The following is a 15,113-nucleotide window of genomic DNA, read 5'->3' as shown; positions in this document are numbered from 1 at the left end:
GGCGGCGTGGGTCACGCCGCCTGCGTCGCCTTTGCCAGCGCCTGCACCTTGCCGAGCGCTGCACCGCTGTCGATGCTTTCCCGCGCCAGCGCCGCGCCCTCTCGCAGGTCGGCGGATTTGCCCGCGATGGTCAGCGCGGCAGCGGCGTTCAGCAGAACCGCGTCGCGATAGGCCGATTGCGCACCGTCCAGAAGGGCGCGGAAGGCGCGGCCATTCTCCTCGGGCGTGCCGCCGACGATCTCCTCGAAGGGGTGCACGGGCAGGCCTGCATCCTCGGGATGTAGCTCGGCCTCTCGGATGCTGCCGTCCTCTTCCAGCGCGGCGATCCAGCTGACCCCGGTGATGGTCAGCTCATCCGTGCCGTCCGACCCATGCACCAGCCAGGCGCGCTCGCTGCCCAGCTGGCCCAGGGTTTCGGCCATCGGGCGGATCAACTCGCGCGTGAAGGCGCCGGTCAGCTGGCGTTTGACGCCCGCCGGGTTGGTCAGTGGCCCTAGGATGTTGAAAATCGTGCGCGTGCCCAGCTCTGCCCGGACCGGGCCGACATGGGCCATCGCCGGGTGATGCATGGGCGCCATCATGAAACAGATCCCGACCTCGGCCAGCGCCTTTTCGACCTTGTCGGCGGGGATCATGACCTCGATCCCCATCTGCCCCAGCGCATCCGCCGCGCCGGACTTGGACGAGAGGTTGCGGTTGCCGTGTTTCGCGACCGGCACACCCGCACCGGCCACGACAAAGGCGGTGGCGGTCGAGATGTTCAGCGTGCCCTTGCCGTCACCGCCGGTGCCGACGATGTCCATCGCGCCCGTGGGCGCGGCAACCTTGTTGCACTTGGCGCGCATGACGGCGGCGGCGGCGGCGTATTCGTCCACCGTTTCGCCGCGCGTGCGCAGTGCCATCAGCAACCCGCCGATCTGGGCGGGGGTGGCTTGTCCGTCAAACAGGATCTGAAAGGCGGTCTCGGCCTCGGCGCGGGTCAGGGGGCGGTCCGCAGAGGTGCCGATGAGGGGGCGAAGATCGTCGCTCATGCCGGCACCTTCATCGCGTCGAGGAAGTTGCGGAGCATGGCATGGCCATGTTCCGAGGCGATGGATTCGGGGTGGAACTGCACGCCGTGAATGGGCAGCTCGCGGTGCATCAGGCCCATGATGGTGCCATCGGCCAGTTCCGCCGTCACCTTGAGGCTGTCGGGCAGGTCGGATCGACGCACCACCAGGCTGTGATATCGGGTGGCTTTCAGCGGCGAGGGCAGGCCCGCAAACACGCTTTCGCCCTGGTGATGGATTTCGCCCATCTTGCCATGCACGATCTCGTCATGGCGTACGACCGTGCCGCCAAAGGCCTGACCGATGGTCTGATGCCCAAGGCAAACGCCCAGAAGAGGCATGCGAACCTCGGCGGCGGCCTCGGTCAGGGCAAGGCAGATGCCCGCCTGGTCGGGGTCGCAGGGACCGGGGGACAGCACGATGCCCTCGGGTTTCAGCGCCATCGCCTCTTGCACGTTCAGGGCGTCGTTGCGCCAGACCTGTACCTCTGCGCCCAGCTCGCCCAGGAAATGGACGAGGTTGTAGGTGAAACTGTCGTAATTATCGATCAGGAGCAGCATGGCGCGGGTCGCCTTTGGACTAACGTTTACAGGTCTATAGAGCGGGGACGTGATCGGGGGCTGGCGGCCCGGGGCCACGTCGCGGTATACATGCGCAGGCCCTCCCGGTGGCGTCAAGCCCGCCAGGGGGACCGGACTGCAGGACAAAGGCGCCGGGACAGGCGCGCAAGAGGTCGGAGAGAGCAGCATGGCACGGGGTTTTCTGTCTGGGGCGATCTGGGGCGCGGTCTTTTCCGGGGCCGGGCTGGCGGCGGTATCGCTGAACACGCCATTGCCCGAAAGCCCGGCCATCGTGCCGCCGCCGGGCGGGGCGGTGGACAGCAGCCTGCTGGACAAGACGCCCGATGCGGGCCCGGATGCCGGGCCCGACGGAAAGCCGGTGGCCCAGCCCGATCCGGCCACTGAGACAGTGGATGACCCGGCCCCCGATGCCTCGGCGCCGCGCGTGGTCGAGACACCCGAGGCGGGCGATGTCGCCGACCCGAAACCGGACCTGTCAGAGCCGGGACGCCGCCCGGTGCCCGAAAGCGGCGTCGACCGGCCTGCTGCGCCGGCTGGGGCACCAGCCGCGCCCTCGGGGCCCGTGGCGGTAGGGGCGGATACCGCGCCACTCGCGGCCCCCCGGGTCGGCGGGGCGCCGGATGCACCAGAGGGCGCTGCCCCGGCTCCGGATGGAGCAGCGCCGGTTTCCGTCGGGCGTGACGCGCCGGTCAAACCGGGGGCAAAGACCTCGGCCCCCGGCGCACCCCGTCCCGAAGCCCAACCGATCATCGTCACCGGCCCGGCCCAGCCGCCGGCCCCGGTCGTACCCGACGGCGACAGCGCACTGGTGACCGAACGGGTGGACGGGCCCGATGCGGCCGACGCGGCACCGGTGGACCCGGCGCCGGTCGATCCTGCACCCGAGGCGCCCGAACCCGCCACTGTTCCCGATCCGGACGCGCCCGCGTCAGAACCCGATGGGCCGCGCGCGGCCACCCTTGCTCCGGATCCGGCGCTGGAACCCGTGCTGGAAACGACGGAACCCGCGCCAGAGCCCACGGGACCGGCCATCGGCAAACCCGCGCGCTCGCTTGTGGATCGCGCAACGCCTGCCGCCCCTGTTCCAACTCCCGAGCCAGAAGACACCGAACCCGCCGCGCCGCCCTCTGCGCTGGCAGCCCTGCCTGCGGACAGCCCGCTGGTGCGGTTCGCCGCCCCGGTCGAGGTGGCCAGCGATGTGCCGCGCATGGCCATCGTGCTGATCGACGACGGCAGTGGCCCGCTTGGCCCCTCCGGGCTGGAGGCTTTTCCCTTTCCGGTGAGCTTTGCCATTTCTCCCAACCATCCGGACGCCGCCGCGGCGGCCCGGGGGTATCGGGACCTGGGATTCGAGGTGCTGGTGCTGGGGGACATGCCCGACGGTGCCCAGGCCGCCGATGTCGAGGTCGCGATGGAGGGGCTGATGCGGGCGGTGCCGGATGTCGTGGCCGTGCTTGAGGACCCGGATGGCGACCTGCAGGAGACCCGCGATGTGTCGAGTCAGGTTGCGGCCTTTCTTGCGGATAGCGGGCATGGGTTGATCACCCAGCCCAAGGGGCTGAACACGGCGCAGAAACTGGCGCTGAAGGATGGTGTGCCCTCTGTCACGCTGTTCCGCGATTTCGACGGTGAGGGACAGGACGCGACGATGATCCGCCGCACCCTGGACCAGGCAGCCTTTCGCGCCCGGCAAGAAGGCGGGGTGGTCATGATGGGGCGGCTGCGCGCCGACACGATCTCTGCGCTGGTGCTCTGGGGGTTGCAGGATCGCAGCGGCACGATCGCGCTGGTTCCCACCTCACTCGTACTGGCCGAGTCGCTGGCGGCGGAGTAAGGGTCAGGCGGTGGCCGGTGCGTCGGCCCAGCCCTCCAGCACGCGCGCCAGGTCGCCGTAACCCGTATAGCGCCGCTCAAAGGCAAGGCCCATCCGTTCGGCGCAGGCTTCGGCCCGGGCGGTCAGCTCGGCATCCTCGGTCTGGGCGAGGTAGACCAGTTTCTCGTAGTTGCCGAAATACATCTCGCGCAGCTGCGGATGGCGGTCCAGTCCCAGCGGCTTCCAGACGAAGGCATCGAACTGGCGGCAAAGGAAATCCGTGAGGTAGAAGGCGGTGACCTCGTCGCGGGCCTCGAAGGCCGCAAGCCCGTCGAAGAAGGCATAGCAATGCGGGCCGGGGACCATCTCGACCCCCATCTTGTCGCAGGCGGCCCGCAACAGCCCGCCGGTGCCGCAATCGGCGTAAACGACACAGATACGCGCGTAGTTGGGGCGGTGCTTGTCGACCGCCGCGCGCACGGCATCTGTGATCTTTTCCGGGTGGTTGTGCAGAATTGCGGGCAGGCAGGCGAGGTCCATATGCTCCCAGCCATTCAGCCGGATCAGTGCCAGGATCTCTCGGGCGAGCGCACCGCAGGCCAGCAGAAGGATGCGACCCTCGCCATCGGGGCGCAACCCGTGCTCTGTCAGGGCACGGTCGGAAAGCGCGTCAGGTGCGGCTGTCGTCATAGGGGACATGGGCAAGCGCCCAGCGGGCCAGTAGTGCAAGCGCCAGCAGGACCGGCACCACCGTCAGAACCCCGAAAGAAGACACCGCCCAGACCGTCAGACCAGCCGCCACGATCACGGCGCATACAAGCAGGGCAAAGGATGTCACGGGCATTGGGCTCTCCTTCCTTACTGTTTAATATGGGCCAAAGGTTACGAAAGAAAAACCCCATTCGCGCTTTTGAGGCATCAATACGCGCGGTGGTGCTTACTGCGACAGCTTGACCGCCGTGCCATAAGCGACGATCTCGGAGGCGCCTTTCGCGATGGCAGAGGTCTGCATCCGCATGGATACGATCGCATCGGCGCCAAGCGCCTCGGCCTCGGCGGCCATGCGGTCCAGCGCCTGTTCCCGGGCGCCCGCCATCAGCGAGGAATAGCCCGTCAATTCTCCGCCGACGAGCATCTTGAGCGCGGCGACGATGTCCGTGCCCAGGTGTTTTGCCCGCACGGTGGCGCCGCGCACAAGACCAAGCGAGGCGGTGATTTCGCGCCCGGCGACCTGTTCGGTGGTGACGATCAGCATCAGTGTTTCATCCCGTCGTAATGGTCGTCTTCGGCATTGCCGACCCGTTCGGCGATGACCCGGTAGAGGATATAGCCCACCAGCGCCGCGGGCAGCAGCGCCAGCCATGCGAAGGGAACGCTGAACGAGGCCAGAAGCATCATCCCAAGCCAGAAGGTCACGGCGCTGCCGGCCAGGACGCAGACGATGATCAGTACGAGCCTGTCGAGTTTCATGGCACACCCCTCTGCATCCATTCTGACCGCAGGGGGCGCAAAAGAAAAGAGGCGGTACCCGGGCCCCGCCTCATCGACCGGCAGCTATGTCAGCCGGCCGCCATCTGGTTGTGCTTGCGCGAGATGAATTCCTTGGCGGTTTCGACCGCCACGGCCGCGTCGCGGCAATAGGCGTCGGCGCCGATCGCCTTGCCGAATTCCTCGTTCAGCGGGGCGCCGCCGACCAGCACGACATAGTCGTCGCGGATGCCCTGTTCGACCATCGCGTCGATCACCACCTTCATGTAGGGCATGGTGGTGGTCAGCAGGGCGGACATGCCGAGGATGTCGGCCTCTTCCTTCTGGATCGCCTCGATGTAGTTTTCGACCGGGTTGTTGATGCCCAGATCGACCACCTCGAAGCCGGCGCCTTCCATCATCATGGACACCAGGTTCTTGCCGATGTCGTGGATGTCGCCCTTGACCGTGCCGATAACCATCTTGCCCTGCTTGGGCGCGCCGGTTTCGGCCAGCAGCGGTTTCAGGATGGCCATGCCGCCCTTCATCGCGTTCGCGGCCAGCAGAACCTCGGGGACGAACAGGATGCCGTCACGGAAGTCGTGGCCGACGATGGTCATGCCGCCCACCAGTGCCTTGGTCAGGATGTCGTAGGGGGCCCAGCCGCGCTCGAGCAGGATGTTCACGCCTTCTTCGATCTCTTCCTTGAGACCGTCGTAGAGGTCGTCGAACATCTGCTGGACGAGTTCCTCGTCATCGAGTTCGGAGAGGATGATGTCGTCTTCTTCATCGGACATGGCGCGGTTCCCTTGGCTTGGCATGGCATCGCATGCCGTCGTTTGAACGACTATTCGTCGTTTTCTGCAGATTTCAATTGGCGGATTGCGACATTGGGTAAAGCTGGACCGACCTGCGACACCCAAGTGCCGCGAATCTTGCCAGTGTTCCCGTTGTGTTCTAACTTGTCGGCATGAAACCCCCATCCCGCCCTGTCGATCCCGAACGCGCCCGCGGCCGCGCCGCGACGAGTCGCGACTGCGGCCGCTACGAACGGCTGCGACGAGAGGATGCGCATGATGGATGGGACCTGCCGGAAGAGGGCGGGGTGTTCCGGACCGAGGTCAGCGAGGAAGTGCCGCGCAAGGTGATCACCTACGTCCGGTCGCCGGACCTGCCCTTCGACAGGTCGCTGAACCCGTACCGGGGCTGCGAACACGGTTGCATCTACTGTTTCGCGCGGCCAACCCATGCCTGGCTGGGCCTGTCGCCTGGCCTGGATTTCGAGACACGGCTTGTGGCGCGGCCCGCCGCGCCCGAGGTGCTGGCCCGCGAACTGCGAAGCAGGCGCTACCAGGTTGCGCCGCTGGCCATCGGCACCAACACCGATCCCTACCAGCCGGTCGAGCGGGACCGGGGCATCATGCGTGCCTGCCTTGAGGTGCTGCGCGATTTCCGGCACCCGGTGGCCATCGTGACCAAGGGTGTGCTGATCGAACGCGACATCGACATCCTGTCGGAAATGGCGGTGCAGGGACTGGCGCGGGTGGGCATATCCGTGACCACGCTGGACCCGGTCCTGTCGCGCCGGATGGAACCGCGCGCGCCCGGGCCGCAGCGCCGCTTGCAGGTGATTCGACGGCTGACAGAGGCGGGTATCCCGGTGCGCATCATGGCCTCGCCCATGATCCCCGCGCTGACCGACCCGGAACTCGAGTCGATCCTCGAGGCCGGGGCAGAGGCGGGCGCGGATGCGGCCAGCTGGATCATGCTGCGTCTGCCGCTGGAGGTGGCCGACCTCTGGCAGGATTGGTTGCATCAACACTATCCCGACCGGGCCGGGCGCATCATGGGCCACCTGCGCGACATGCACGGCGGTGAGGTCTATTCCTCGAAATGGTTTTCCCGCATGCGCGGCGAGGGCCCCTATGCCGACCTGGTGGCCGCCCGTTTCCGGCGCGCCGCGCGGGCGCTGGGGCTGGACCGCGACCAGCCCGCGCTGCGCTGCGATCTCTTTGCCCCGCCTGCACGAATGGGCGACCAACTGAGCCTGTTTTAGCCGGCGGTTGTCGGGTCGATGCGGGTCTTGATCTCGGTAATCGTGTCGGCAGGAAAGCCGCTCAACTGTGCGTGTTCGCGGATCGCATCCTCGTCCTCTGCCAGGTAGACGCAGAAGGTCTTGTCGCCGGCGACATAGGAATGGTTCCACTGCACCCGAGGCGACAGTTTCGCCAGGGCGGCATTCGATGCGCTGGCCGCGCCGCACAGTTCGTCCTGCGTCATGGACCCGGCGCCGGGAATGTTGCGTTCGATCAGATAGGTCTTCATCTGGGCCTCCCTGGTGGACAAGACTTTGTTGTCTCATCCCCAGTAGAGCGCAGTTCTGTCCTGCGATCATTTGAGTTATTCTATCCGACGGGTAACAGAATGTTGTCGAGGGAGCATGCCGCTTTCGCATCTCAATGCGTGGCGGGCGGTGGATGCCGTTCTGAGCGAAGGCTCGGTGGCGCGCGCAGCCGGAGAGCTGGGCGTGACGCAGGCCGCCGTCAGCGCGCAGATACGCCGGCTGGAAGAACGGCTGGGCCGGACGCTGTTCCGGCGCACCCCCGGAGGCTTGGAACCGGTCGAGGATCTGGCTGGCATGGCCCATTCGCTGCGCAGCGGGTTCGTGAGCATCGCCTCGGTCCAGGACGCGCTCTGTTCGGGGCAGGTCGAGCGGCGCGTGGCGCTGACCGTCACCCAGACCTTCGCGGAAAGCTGGCTGCCCCATCATCTGCCGGATCTTTTTGCCCAGGTCGGTGCCGTGGACCTGCGCATCGACACGAGCTGGGAGGTGGTGGACCTGGCCAGTTCCGATGTGCATTTTGCCATCCGCTTCATGGCGCCGCCCGGCCCCGGCTACGGTGCGGTCGACCTGTTGCCCAGTGGGGTGGTGCCGGTCTGCACGCCGGATTTCGCCCGCCGCTACGAACTGTCCCCCGGCCAGACGGATCTTGGCGCCGTGCCGATCGCCCATATCGACGTGCCCACCTCGGACGCGGCCTGGCTGGATTGGCAGGGCTGGAGCCGTGCCACCGGCATCGACATATCCAGCGCCAGCGGCGGGCCGCAGTTCGCGTTGCAGGGCAGCGGAGCAAGGATTGCCCGGGCCGGGATCGGCCTGGTGCTTGGCGGGTTGTCCGACGTCGTGCATTCCGTGGAAAGCGGCGCCCTGATCATGCCTTTCGGAGCGGAAGCCGTTGTCCCGGCGCAGTACTGGCACCGGCTGTTGTGGTATGAAAAGCGCCCGCTGGGTCCGTTTCAGCGCAAGTTCCGGGACTGGATCAGCGCCCGTGCCGCCGATGACCGTGACAGGATGCGCGTGCTGTTCGGTGTCTGACCGGGTCCTAACCGTTGTCGACGACCAGCCGGACCATGCCATAGCGGCCCAGGGTCTGGGCTGTGTCGCGTTCAGGTTCGGCGTCGAACGCTGCATCGTGCAGGCCCAGTTCATCCATCGCGACACGCCGTGCAACGCGCAGTGCTGCCCTTGTCGCTTGTCCGCCATTGACCTGTAGATACCTTTCAAGATCGCTCAGAACATCCGCGACCCATCTGTGATCCGCCATGATTTACCCCTTACCTGCCAACCGAATCCCATCCGGGTCGGCGGGACGAAGGTAGGGCATGGGAATTAACCAGACCTTGATCCGGATCGAAGTGGCGGACGCGAAATCCGCCACTGTCCGGTCAGCCGCGCCGACGCCGTCCCCGGCGCTCGCGGGTGGGGCCGTCGTCGCCCGTGCCGTCGCTGTCGGACGAGAACCCACCCAGCATGCCGGTGATCTGTTCCAGCGTCGGGCGCGGGCCCTTTTCGCGGGTTTCCAGGGCCGCGCGCATGGCCTTGAGGTGTTCGGGCATCGTACCGCAGCAGCCGCCAATGATCCGGGCACCGGAATCGCGCGCCATGACAGCGTATTCGGCCATCAGCTCGGGCGTGCCGTCATAGTGGATGTGACCGTCGACGTATTTCGGAATGCCGGCGTTGCCCTTGGCGATGATCGGACGTTCCGTGCCCTGTGCGGCGAAGCCCAGCACCGTGCGCAAGAGGTCAGACGCGCCGACGCCGCAGTTGGCCCCGAAGCCCAGCGGCGGGTTCGGCAGGCCCTCGACCATCTTGACCATGTCGGCCGAGGTCATGCCCATCATCGTGCGCCCCGCGGTGTCGAAACTCATGGTGCCACACCAGGGCATGCCCACGTTGGTAAAGGCCTCTGCGGCGGCCTTGTATTCCTCGGGGGCCGAGATCGTCTCGACCCAGAGTACATCCGCGCCGCCGTCCTTGAGGCCAGCGGCGGTTTCCTCGAACATCTCGACCGCGCGTTCGTGGGTCAGGTTTCCGGCCTCGCCCATGATCTCGCCCGTCGGACCGACAGAGCCCGCGACGATCACCTCGCGGCCCGAGGCATCGGCAATCTCGCGGCCCAGTTCGGCCGCAAGTTTCGACAGTTCATAGGCGCGGTGCCCGGCCTCGTGCAGCTTCAGCCGCGAGGCATTGGCGCCGAAGCTGTTGGTCAGGAAAAGATCCGATCCCGCCTCGACCGCGCCGCGGTAAAGCGCGCGGATCTTGTCCGGTTCATCCTCGTTCCAGAATTCGGGGGCATCCCCGGACTGCAGACCCATGTTGAAGAGGTTGGTACCCGTCGCCCCGTCCGCCAGCAGCCAGTCGCGCTGTGTCAGGGCCCGGGAAAGTGCGTCGCTCATCGTTCTTGCCTTTTCCGGACGTCGTTGATTTGCGTGTTTCACATCTACCCACTGGAGGCAAATTCATAATCATCATCATTGTCATGAGGGTTGTTTGCCACACCAAGGGGCAGATGTCGGCCCGATCAGATCAGCAGGACCTCGGGCAGTTGGTTTTCCAGACCCATCGCGTGGCCCAGCGACCACGCCCCGGCGCGCAGGATGTTGACGCCCCAGGCCGCAACCTCCCGCGCCAGAAAGAGGGCCCGGTGGGGCAGGCGCCGGCCGGGTTCTGGGCTGGCGCAAATCGCCGCGGGCCGCCCGGCCCAGAAGAAAGAAGCCTTGGCACGCCAGGCGTGAAATGCCTCTGTCACCACGATCAGGTCGGCGTCGGGTGGTAGGGACGGGCGCGAGAACAGGGCGTTCTGCAAGGTCGACAGCGAACGGGATTCCAGGCTGAGGGCCGTATCTGGCAGGCCTTTTTCCCGGGCAAGGCGGGCCAGCAAGGTGGCATTGCTGCTGCGGCCATCGGGTCCGCCGCCGGTCAGGTGCAGGTGCTGGACAAGCCCGCGCTGGTAGAGGCGCACCGCTGAATGGACGCGGCCTGTTTCCGCGTCCTGCACTGCCTTGCGCTGTTCGTCGCCGCCGCCGAGGACAACTGCGATGTCATACGAACGGTCGACGCTGCTGCAGGCCGGGGTCAGCAGCAGCGAGCCCAGTGTCAGCGCCACGCAGGCAAGGGTATAGATGACCGCCGCGCGGACCAGCCAACGCAGCAGTCGTGTCATTCCCACTCGATCGTGCCCGGGGGTTTCGAGGTGATGTCATAGGTGCAGCGGTTGATGCCCTTGACCTCGTTAATGATCCGGGTGGCGGTTTCGCCCAGGAACTCATGGCTGAACGGGTAGTAATCCGCCGTCATCCCGTCAACCGATGTGACCGCGCGCAGGGCGCAGGCATAGTCATAGGTGCGCCCGTCGCCCATCACGCCCACGGTGCGGACCGGCAGGATCGCCACGAAGGCCTGCCAGATCTCGTCGTAAAGGCCGTGCTTGCGGATCTGGTCGATATAGATCGCATCCGCCTTGCGCAGGATCTCCAGCTTTTCGCGGGTGATCTCTCCGGGGCAGCGGATCGCCAGACCGGGGCCGGGGAAGGGGTGGCGGCCGATGAAGGAGGCGGGCAGGCCCAGCTCATGCCCCAGCGCGCGCACCTCGTCCTTGAACAGTTCGCGCAGCGGTTCGACCAGTTTCAGCCCCATCTTTTCCGGCAGGCCACCGACGTTGTGGTGCGATTTGATCGTCACGGAGGGTCCGCCGCTGAACGACACGCTTTCGATCACGTCCGGATACAGCGTGCCCTGCGCCAGGTACTCGGCGCCGTCGATCTGGTCGGCGTATTTCTGGAACACGTCGATAAAGAGCTTGCCGATGGTCTTGCGCTTGACCTCGGGGTCGCTGACGCCCTCCAGCTCACCCAGGAACAGGTCCTGTTCCTGCGCGTGGATCACCTGCAGGTTCATGTGGTCGCGGAACATGCCCACGACTTCCTCTGCCTCGTGCAGGCGCAGCAACCCGTGGTCGACAAAGACGCAGGTCAGCTGCTCGCCAATCGCCTCGTGCAGCAACGCCGCCGCGACCGAACTGTCGACACCGCCCGACAGCGCGCAGATCACCTTGGCGTCACCCACCTGTTCGCGGATCTTGGCGATGGCCTCTTCGCGGTAGGCGCCCATGGTCCAGTCGCCCTTGAAACCGGCGGCGCGTACGAAATTCTCGTACAGGGTCTTGCCGTTGGGCGTGTGGTGCACCTCGGGGTGGAACTGCACCGCGTAGAAATTGCGCGCGACATCCGCCGTGATCGCAAAGGGCGCCCCCGGCGAGGTGCCGTAGACCGCAAAGCCCGGCGCGATTTCCGAGACGTGGTCTCCGTGGCTCATCCAGACCTGCTCGCGGCCCGAGCCATCCATGAACCAGCCGTTCAGCATGTCGATCCGGGTTTCGCCGGGAACGACATAGGCGCGACCGAACTCGGCGGTGCCTTCGCCGGCCACGACCTTGCCGCCCAGATCCTGCATCATGACCTGCTGGCCATAGCAGATGCCCAGGATCGGCACGCCCAGGTCATAGACGCCTTTCGGCGGGCGCGGGCTGCCCTCTCGGGTCACCGAATCGGGCCCGCCCGAGAAGATCACCGCTTTCGGCGCGAAGTCGGCCAGGAAGGCTTCGGTGACGTTCTGGTAAGGGTGGATTTCGCAATAGACATTCAGCTCGCGCAGGCGGCGCGCGATCAGCTGCGTCACCTGGCTGCCGAAGTCGATGATGAGGAGGCGGTCGTGCTGGGTCTCGGTCATGCCTTCCATTAGGCAGGGCCGCGGAAAAGTGCAATCGCGCTGTCAGCCTTCGGACAGAAAGGCCTCTGTCCGGGTAAGGACCTGTTCCCACGCCGGGTCCTGCGGCAAGAGCATGTGGCTGCGGCTGTCCAGCCGGACGAATTGCGCCCCTTTCAGATGCGCGGCCAGTTTCAAGCCCTGGCTGAGGGGGTGGATGGCATCCTGTTCGGCATGAAAGATCAGCGCGGGGACGTCGACGCGGGACAGGTCCTCGGTCACGTCGAAACGGTCGATGACCTGGCGCAGGGTGACGGCGGTCTCGGGGCTGGCGCTGGACAGTTGCATCCGCACCAGTTCGTCACGCTGTTCACGCGTGGCGTCCGGTGCGAAGAGCGTGGAAAAGGCCTGCATGAAAGGGCTGTCGGCCTTGCCCCAGCCTGCCCGGATCATGGCGAGGATGGTCTCTTCGTCCACGTCTTCGGTCCCGGCGGCGCGATGCACGCGGCCTTGAACGTAGCCGCCGACGATCACCATGCGCCGCACCCTGTCGGGCCAGCGCGCGGCGAAGCGGATGGCAACCGGCGCGGCCTGCGAGGCGGCGAAGAGGTCGAAATGGTCGAACCCGGCGGCATCGGCCACCGCCGCCATGTCCTCGGCAAAGACGTCGATGCCGGTCAGCGGCGCATCCCGCGCCGACAGTCCGGTGCCGCGCAGGTCATACCGCAAAAGCTGGTGGCGCTGTGACAGACGGTCGATCAGCGGTCCCCAGACGGTGCCGCCCCGGTCCAGTTCGAGGTGCGACAGCCAATGCCCGATTCGCATCAGGGGCGGGCCGTCGCCGGTCATGCTCCAGGCGATGGCGCTGCCGTCCTGCGACAGGGCATAGGCGACCTCGGTCGGGGTGGTCGTGGGAGGATGCGCGGCCAAGGGGACGTCCCGCAATTCGGCCACAAAGGACAGGCCGCGCCGTGGGATCGTGCGCAGAACGCCCTGTTCCTTGCCGGAATCGCCCACGGCTGCCCGCGCTGCGCTGATCCGTGCCGCGATGGTCGCATCCGAGACGGCAAGGCCTTTCCAGACCACCTCGACCAGCTTGTCCTTGGACACCACTCTTCCGCCGGACTGTGCCATATGCGCCAGCAGGTCAAAGACCTGCGGCTCCAGGTGCACTTCCTGCGTGCCCCGGACCAATGTCCGGCGGTCAAGGTCGAGCGCGCAGTTGTTGAATCTCAGGATCATGCGACCAGTTTCCGGCAATCCCGGCGCCATTGGCAAAGGTTTTCGCAAGGGCAGGGGGAATGACAAGGATTTCACAAGACAAGGACAAGACCGTCTTCAAGCGCGGCGGGCCGTGATCAGGTCAGATGAGGTCATGCCATCCCAGACCCGGAGACAGACAATGACCCAGCAGGACACCAAGATCCGCACCCGCCCCGACGGTTCCATCGACACGGCCTATTACATGGCGCGCGGTCGCCACATGCGCTCGCAGGCGGCCCATGCCATGTTTTCGCCTGAACCCGCCAAACCCCACCGTCGCCGTGGCTTTGCCCGGTTGTTTGGTGGTGTCCCGGCCTGACGCGCCCGGCCAGCCGTCAGGCCCGGCCCCGCGTGCCGAAAAGGGGATGTCCCTTCTCCGGTGCGTGGGGCACCTTGTTCAGCCCATCGAATGAGATTTGACGCGCCCGCGCTGCCGGCCCCGCTTCACGTCCGACTGCCAGGACCAGAGCGCCATGCCCGCCGCTGCGGCGACATAAAGGACGCCGGCCACGATCAGGACCTCACCCGCCACTGGCCCGACATCGGCGCGAGACACCGCCTCGTCCCAGGTTTTCACCGGGGTCGGATGCACCGCCAGTTTCCCGGCAAAGGCCAGTGACTGGATCAGCAGGATCCACAGGTAGTTCGAGCGGATTCGGCGTCCCACGGCGGTCATCAACGTGACGTGATAGGTGGGCCGCAGGTAGTCGGCGGCCAGCGTCTTCTGCCAGTTTTCTTCCAGGTGCAGGTCGCCATCGTCCAGCATGGGGGCGTAGAAATGCTGTTCCATCCAGCGGCAGCGCGCGCGCCAGACGTTGAAGTAGCGGTAGCGCCGCGCCTCCAGCATCAGGAACAGCAGGATCAGGACACCCACCAGCACCAGCGGCAGGGGTGAGGCCCCCGGTGCCGAGAAAGAGATCGACAGCGCGACGCCCAGCGTCACCACCGCCCAGTTGGTTGTCGTGTCCAGCCGGGTGCGCCAGATCGTGCTGCGATAGACCTCGCCCCGGTAAAGATGGGCAACTGCGGTGATCTCGGATGAACTCAGCGTCTTGCGCTCCAGCTCGGGCGCCTCTGCTGCGGCCTCTCCTCCCATGATGCCGGATTCCTTTCCATTTTCGTTCACTCTGCCGCGTCTCTGCGCAGAGGTCAAAGTCGCATCGCCGTTTCGCCGCTTGACCCCGGCTCGGTGGTCTGGCTCCTCTGGGGCAACCGACGGGATGGAGGGCACATGCAGGTATTGACGGAATTCGGCCTGGGCACCTCGCTCAGGCGGGGCGATTACACCGAGGCCTCGGCCCGGGCGCTGCGCGATCTGTTGTGGAAGGCCTCGATCAACGCCGCCGAATGGCTGGGTCGCGAGAAGTCAGAGATGCGGTTGGCGGTGCGCGTGGCGGTACAACAGCCCGACCTCGTGGACCGGGCTGAACTGCAAAAGGTCTTTCCCTACGGCGAGGCGCAGATCGAGGTGGTCTTTGGCGGACTGGACGTGCCGCGTCCCGAAGGGCAGGGCAATCCCACCGTCATGGCGCTGGCCGCGCTGACCGTCTCCTTTGCGGAGGTGGCACCATGAGACAGCGATTGATCGTGCAGATGGGCATGGGCGTGGGCGAAACCGCCGGACTGGCCGCAGAGCGCGCCATCGCCTCGGCGCAGGCGCGTGCGGTCCTGCATGTGGATGTGGATTGCGCGGTGCATGTCACCTTGGGCGTGCCCGAGGCAGCGGAGCTGGACACCAGCGGGGTGAACCGGGCCTTCGGCGCCGCTGAGGTCGAGGTGCGCGTGGTGCCCGGCGGAATGTCCGTGCCGCAACCGGGGGGCGCCGCGCTGGTCATGGTCAGCGCGGCGATCGAGGTCTTTCCGCTGGGGCCGGTGGCCTGACAGCAGGTGAC

20 protein-coding genes are annotated in these 15,113 nt (G+C 66.4%); 6 read left to right on the top strand and 14 right to left on the bottom strand.

Annotation, left to right across the window (positions count from 1 at the left end; translation table 11 throughout):
• Positions 1 to 11 precede the first annotated feature (11 nt).
• Positions 12 to 1,031: an anthranilate phosphoribosyltransferase gene (gene trpD / locus G9Q80_RS10095; protein WP_088715023.1), complete on the bottom strand. Its 1,020-nt coding sequence runs from the start codon at positions 1,029 to 1,031 to the stop codon at positions 12 to 14.
• Positions 1,028 to 1,609 carry an anthranilate synthase component II gene (locus tag G9Q80_RS10090; protein ID WP_088715022.1) on the bottom strand — a complete coding sequence of 194 codons (582 nt, stop codon included), beginning with the start codon at positions 1,607 to 1,609 and terminating at the stop codon, positions 1,028 to 1,030. Before G9Q80_RS10090 ends, trpD begins: the two co-directional genes overlap by 4 nt.
• A gap of 187 nt (positions 1,610 to 1,796) precedes the next feature.
• Here G9Q80_RS10090 and G9Q80_RS10085 point away from each other — a divergent pair, with 187 nt between their 5' ends.
• The gene (locus tag G9Q80_RS10085; RefSeq protein WP_088715021.1) at positions 1,797 to 3,464 is read left to right on the top strand and encodes a divergent polysaccharide deacetylase family protein; all 1,668 of its coding nucleotides are present in this window, start codon (positions 1,797 to 1,799) and stop codon (positions 3,462 to 3,464) included.
• 3 nt (positions 3,465 to 3,467) lie between these two features.
• On the opposite strand, the gene G9Q80_RS10080 is transcribed toward G9Q80_RS10085, so the two are convergent.
• The 5 genes from G9Q80_RS10080 to G9Q80_RS10060 all read right to left on the bottom strand — a co-directional run bounded on the left by G9Q80_RS10080 (position 3,468) and on the right by G9Q80_RS10060 (position 5,707).
• Positions 3,468 to 4,133 (bottom strand): DUF1638 domain-containing protein, encoded by a 666-nt coding sequence (locus G9Q80_RS10080; RefSeq protein WP_088715020.1) that lies wholly within the window; start codon positions 4,131 to 4,133, stop codon positions 3,468 to 3,470.
• Positions 4,114 to 4,287: a hypothetical protein gene (locus tag G9Q80_RS10075; RefSeq protein ID WP_162846260.1), complete on the bottom strand. Its 174-nt coding sequence runs from the start codon at positions 4,285 to 4,287 to the stop codon at positions 4,114 to 4,116. Before G9Q80_RS10075 ends, G9Q80_RS10080 begins: the two co-directional genes overlap by 20 nt.
• Positions 4,288 to 4,380: 93 nt before the next feature.
• Positions 4,381 to 4,698 carry a YbjQ family protein gene (locus G9Q80_RS10070; RefSeq protein WP_043139820.1) on the bottom strand — a complete coding sequence of 106 codons (318 nt, stop codon included), beginning with the start codon at positions 4,696 to 4,698 and terminating at the stop codon, positions 4,381 to 4,383.
• Positions 4,698 to 4,913: a hypothetical protein gene (locus G9Q80_RS10065; protein WP_069209853.1), complete on the bottom strand. Its 216-nt coding sequence runs from the start codon at positions 4,911 to 4,913 to the stop codon at positions 4,698 to 4,700. The genes G9Q80_RS10070 and G9Q80_RS10065 overlap by 1 nt, the downstream gene beginning before the upstream one ends.
• Positions 4,914 to 5,002: 89 nt before the next feature.
• Positions 5,003 to 5,707 (bottom strand): corrinoid protein, encoded by a 705-nt coding sequence (locus tag G9Q80_RS10060; protein WP_074620336.1) that lies wholly within the window; start codon positions 5,705 to 5,707, stop codon positions 5,003 to 5,005.
• A gap of 173 nt (positions 5,708 to 5,880) precedes the next feature.
• Here G9Q80_RS10060 and G9Q80_RS10055 point away from each other — a divergent pair, with 173 nt between their 5' ends.
• Positions 5,881 to 6,966: a PA0069 family radical SAM protein gene (locus G9Q80_RS10055; protein WP_088715019.1), complete on the top strand. Its 1,086-nt coding sequence runs from the start codon at positions 5,881 to 5,883 to the stop codon at positions 6,964 to 6,966.
• On the opposite strand, the gene G9Q80_RS10050 is transcribed toward G9Q80_RS10055, so the two are convergent.
• Positions 6,963 to 7,235 (bottom strand): DUF4242 domain-containing protein, encoded by a 273-nt coding sequence (locus tag G9Q80_RS10050; RefSeq protein ID WP_088715018.1) that lies wholly within the window; start codon positions 7,233 to 7,235, stop codon positions 6,963 to 6,965. The two genes, G9Q80_RS10055 and G9Q80_RS10050, sit on opposite strands and share 4 nt — an antisense overlap.
• Positions 7,236 to 7,350: 115 nt before the next feature.
• Here G9Q80_RS10050 and G9Q80_RS10045 point away from each other — a divergent pair, with 115 nt between their 5' ends.
• Positions 7,351 to 8,286 carry a LysR substrate-binding domain-containing protein gene (locus G9Q80_RS10045; protein WP_088715017.1) on the top strand — a complete coding sequence of 312 codons (936 nt, stop codon included), beginning with the start codon at positions 7,351 to 7,353 and terminating at the stop codon, positions 8,284 to 8,286.
• A gap of 7 nt (positions 8,287 to 8,293) precedes the next feature.
• On the opposite strand, the gene G9Q80_RS10040 is transcribed toward G9Q80_RS10045, so the two are convergent.
• The 5 genes from G9Q80_RS10040 to G9Q80_RS10020 all read right to left on the bottom strand — a co-directional run bounded on the left by G9Q80_RS10040 (position 8,294) and on the right by G9Q80_RS10020 (position 13,200).
• Positions 8,294 to 8,515, bottom strand: a complete 222-nt coding sequence (locus tag G9Q80_RS10040) for a hypothetical protein (protein WP_133065634.1) — start codon at positions 8,513 to 8,515, stop codon at positions 8,294 to 8,296.
• A 121-nt stretch (positions 8,516 to 8,636) separates the two neighbouring features.
• On the bottom strand, positions 8,637 to 9,650 hold the full coding sequence (gene bmt, locus G9Q80_RS10035; protein ID WP_088715016.1) for a betaine--homocysteine S-methyltransferase: 1,014 nt from the start codon (positions 9,648 to 9,650) through the stop codon (positions 8,637 to 8,639).
• Between the two features lie 125 nt (positions 9,651 to 9,775).
• The gene (locus tag G9Q80_RS10030; protein ID WP_088715015.1) at positions 9,776 to 10,417 is read right to left on the bottom strand and encodes a YdcF family protein; all 642 of its coding nucleotides are present in this window, start codon (positions 10,415 to 10,417) and stop codon (positions 9,776 to 9,778) included.
• Positions 10,414 to 11,982 carry a glutamine-hydrolyzing GMP synthase gene (guaA, locus tag G9Q80_RS10025; RefSeq protein ID WP_043140068.1) on the bottom strand — a complete coding sequence of 523 codons (1,569 nt, stop codon included), beginning with the start codon at positions 11,980 to 11,982 and terminating at the stop codon, positions 10,414 to 10,416. The genes G9Q80_RS10030 and guaA overlap by 4 nt, the downstream gene beginning before the upstream one ends.
• 42 nt (positions 11,983 to 12,024) lie before the next feature.
• Positions 12,025 to 13,200, bottom strand: a complete 1,176-nt coding sequence (locus tag G9Q80_RS10020; protein ID WP_168246453.1) for an alpha/beta hydrolase — start codon at positions 13,198 to 13,200, stop codon at positions 12,025 to 12,027.
• 160 nt (positions 13,201 to 13,360) lie between these two features.
• Here G9Q80_RS10020 and G9Q80_RS10015 point away from each other — a divergent pair, with 160 nt between their 5' ends.
• The gene (locus G9Q80_RS10015) at positions 13,361 to 13,540 is read left to right on the top strand and encodes a hypothetical protein (RefSeq protein WP_043139801.1); all 180 of its coding nucleotides are present in this window, start codon (positions 13,361 to 13,363) and stop codon (positions 13,538 to 13,540) included.
• 78 nt (positions 13,541 to 13,618) lie between these two features.
• Here the strand turns inward: G9Q80_RS10015 and G9Q80_RS10010 are convergent, their stop codons facing one another.
• The gene (locus G9Q80_RS10010) at positions 13,619 to 14,317 is read right to left on the bottom strand and encodes a DUF2270 domain-containing protein (protein ID WP_052244384.1); all 699 of its coding nucleotides are present in this window, start codon (positions 14,315 to 14,317) and stop codon (positions 13,619 to 13,621) included.
• A gap of 135 nt (positions 14,318 to 14,452) precedes the next feature.
• On the opposite strand from G9Q80_RS10010, the gene G9Q80_RS10005 reads away from it, so the two are divergent.
• Positions 14,453 to 14,794: a Lin0512 family protein gene (locus G9Q80_RS10005; protein WP_043139799.1), complete on the top strand. Its 342-nt coding sequence runs from the start codon at positions 14,453 to 14,455 to the stop codon at positions 14,792 to 14,794.
• Positions 14,791 to 15,102 carry a Lin0512 family protein gene (locus G9Q80_RS10000; protein WP_083242334.1) on the top strand — a complete coding sequence of 104 codons (312 nt, stop codon included), beginning with the start codon at positions 14,791 to 14,793 and terminating at the stop codon, positions 15,100 to 15,102. Before G9Q80_RS10005 ends, G9Q80_RS10000 begins: the two co-directional genes overlap by 4 nt.
• Positions 15,103 to 15,113 lie beyond the last annotated feature (11 nt).

Origin of the sequence: Mameliella sp. LZ-28 (assembly GCF_012274245.1) — a bacterium.
GTDB classification, from domain to species: domain Bacteria; phylum Pseudomonadota; class Alphaproteobacteria; order Rhodobacterales; family Rhodobacteraceae; genus Antarctobacter; species Antarctobacter albus.
This window is presented reverse-complemented; position numbering and strand designations above follow the sequence as displayed.

Bases quoted from the DNA above. Each gene is read 5' to 3' on its own strand.
- trpD (WP_088715023.1), bottom strand. From the start codon at position 1,031: ATGAGCGACGATCTTCGCCCCCTCATCGGCACCTCTGCGGACCGCCCC.
- G9Q80_RS10090 (WP_088715022.1), bottom strand. From the start codon at position 1,609: ATGCTGCTCCTGATCGATAATTACGACAGTTTCACCTACAACCTCGTC.
- G9Q80_RS10085 (WP_088715021.1), top strand. From the start codon at position 1,797: ATGGCACGGGGTTTTCTGTCTGGGGCGATCTGGGGCGCGGTCTTTTCC.
- G9Q80_RS10080 (WP_088715020.1), bottom strand. From the start codon at position 4,133: ATGACGACAGCCGCACCTGACGCGCTTTCCGACCGTGCCCTGACAGAG.
- G9Q80_RS10075 (WP_162846260.1), bottom strand. From the start codon at position 4,287: ATGCCCGTGACATCCTTTGCCCTGCTTGTATGCGCCGTGATCGTGGCG.
- G9Q80_RS10070 (WP_043139820.1), bottom strand. From the start codon at position 4,698: ATGCTGATCGTCACCACCGAACAGGTCGCCGGGCGCGAAATCACCGCC.
- G9Q80_RS10065 (WP_069209853.1), bottom strand. From the start codon at position 4,913: ATGAAACTCGACAGGCTCGTACTGATCATCGTCTGCGTCCTGGCCGGC.
- G9Q80_RS10060 (WP_074620336.1), bottom strand. From the start codon at position 5,707: ATGTCCGATGAAGAAGACGACATCATCCTCTCCGAACTCGATGACGAG.
- G9Q80_RS10055 (WP_088715019.1), top strand. From the start codon at position 5,881: ATGAAACCCCCATCCCGCCCTGTCGATCCCGAACGCGCCCGCGGCCGC.
- G9Q80_RS10050 (WP_088715018.1), bottom strand. From the start codon at position 7,235: ATGAAGACCTATCTGATCGAACGCAACATTCCCGGCGCCGGGTCCATG.
- G9Q80_RS10045 (WP_088715017.1), top strand. From the start codon at position 7,351: ATGCCGCTTTCGCATCTCAATGCGTGGCGGGCGGTGGATGCCGTTCTG.
- G9Q80_RS10040 (WP_133065634.1), bottom strand. From the start codon at position 8,515: ATGGCGGATCACAGATGGGTCGCGGATGTTCTGAGCGATCTTGAAAGG.
- bmt (WP_088715016.1), bottom strand. From the start codon at position 9,650: ATGAGCGACGCACTTTCCCGGGCCCTGACACAGCGCGACTGGCTGCTG.
- G9Q80_RS10030 (WP_088715015.1), bottom strand. From the start codon at position 10,417: ATGACACGACTGCTGCGTTGGCTGGTCCGCGCGGCGGTCATCTATACC.
- guaA (WP_043140068.1), bottom strand. From the start codon at position 11,982: ATGACCGAGACCCAGCACGACCGCCTCCTCATCATCGACTTCGGCAGC.
- G9Q80_RS10020 (WP_168246453.1), bottom strand. From the start codon at position 13,200: ATGATCCTGAGATTCAACAACTGCGCGCTCGACCTTGACCGCCGGACA.
- G9Q80_RS10015 (WP_043139801.1), top strand. From the start codon at position 13,361: ATGACCCAGCAGGACACCAAGATCCGCACCCGCCCCGACGGTTCCATC.
- G9Q80_RS10010 (WP_052244384.1), bottom strand. From the start codon at position 14,317: ATGGGAGGAGAGGCCGCAGCAGAGGCGCCCGAGCTGGAGCGCAAGACG.
- G9Q80_RS10005 (WP_043139799.1), top strand. From the start codon at position 14,453: ATGCAGGTATTGACGGAATTCGGCCTGGGCACCTCGCTCAGGCGGGGC.
- G9Q80_RS10000 (WP_083242334.1), top strand. From the start codon at position 14,791: ATGAGACAGCGATTGATCGTGCAGATGGGCATGGGCGTGGGCGAAACC.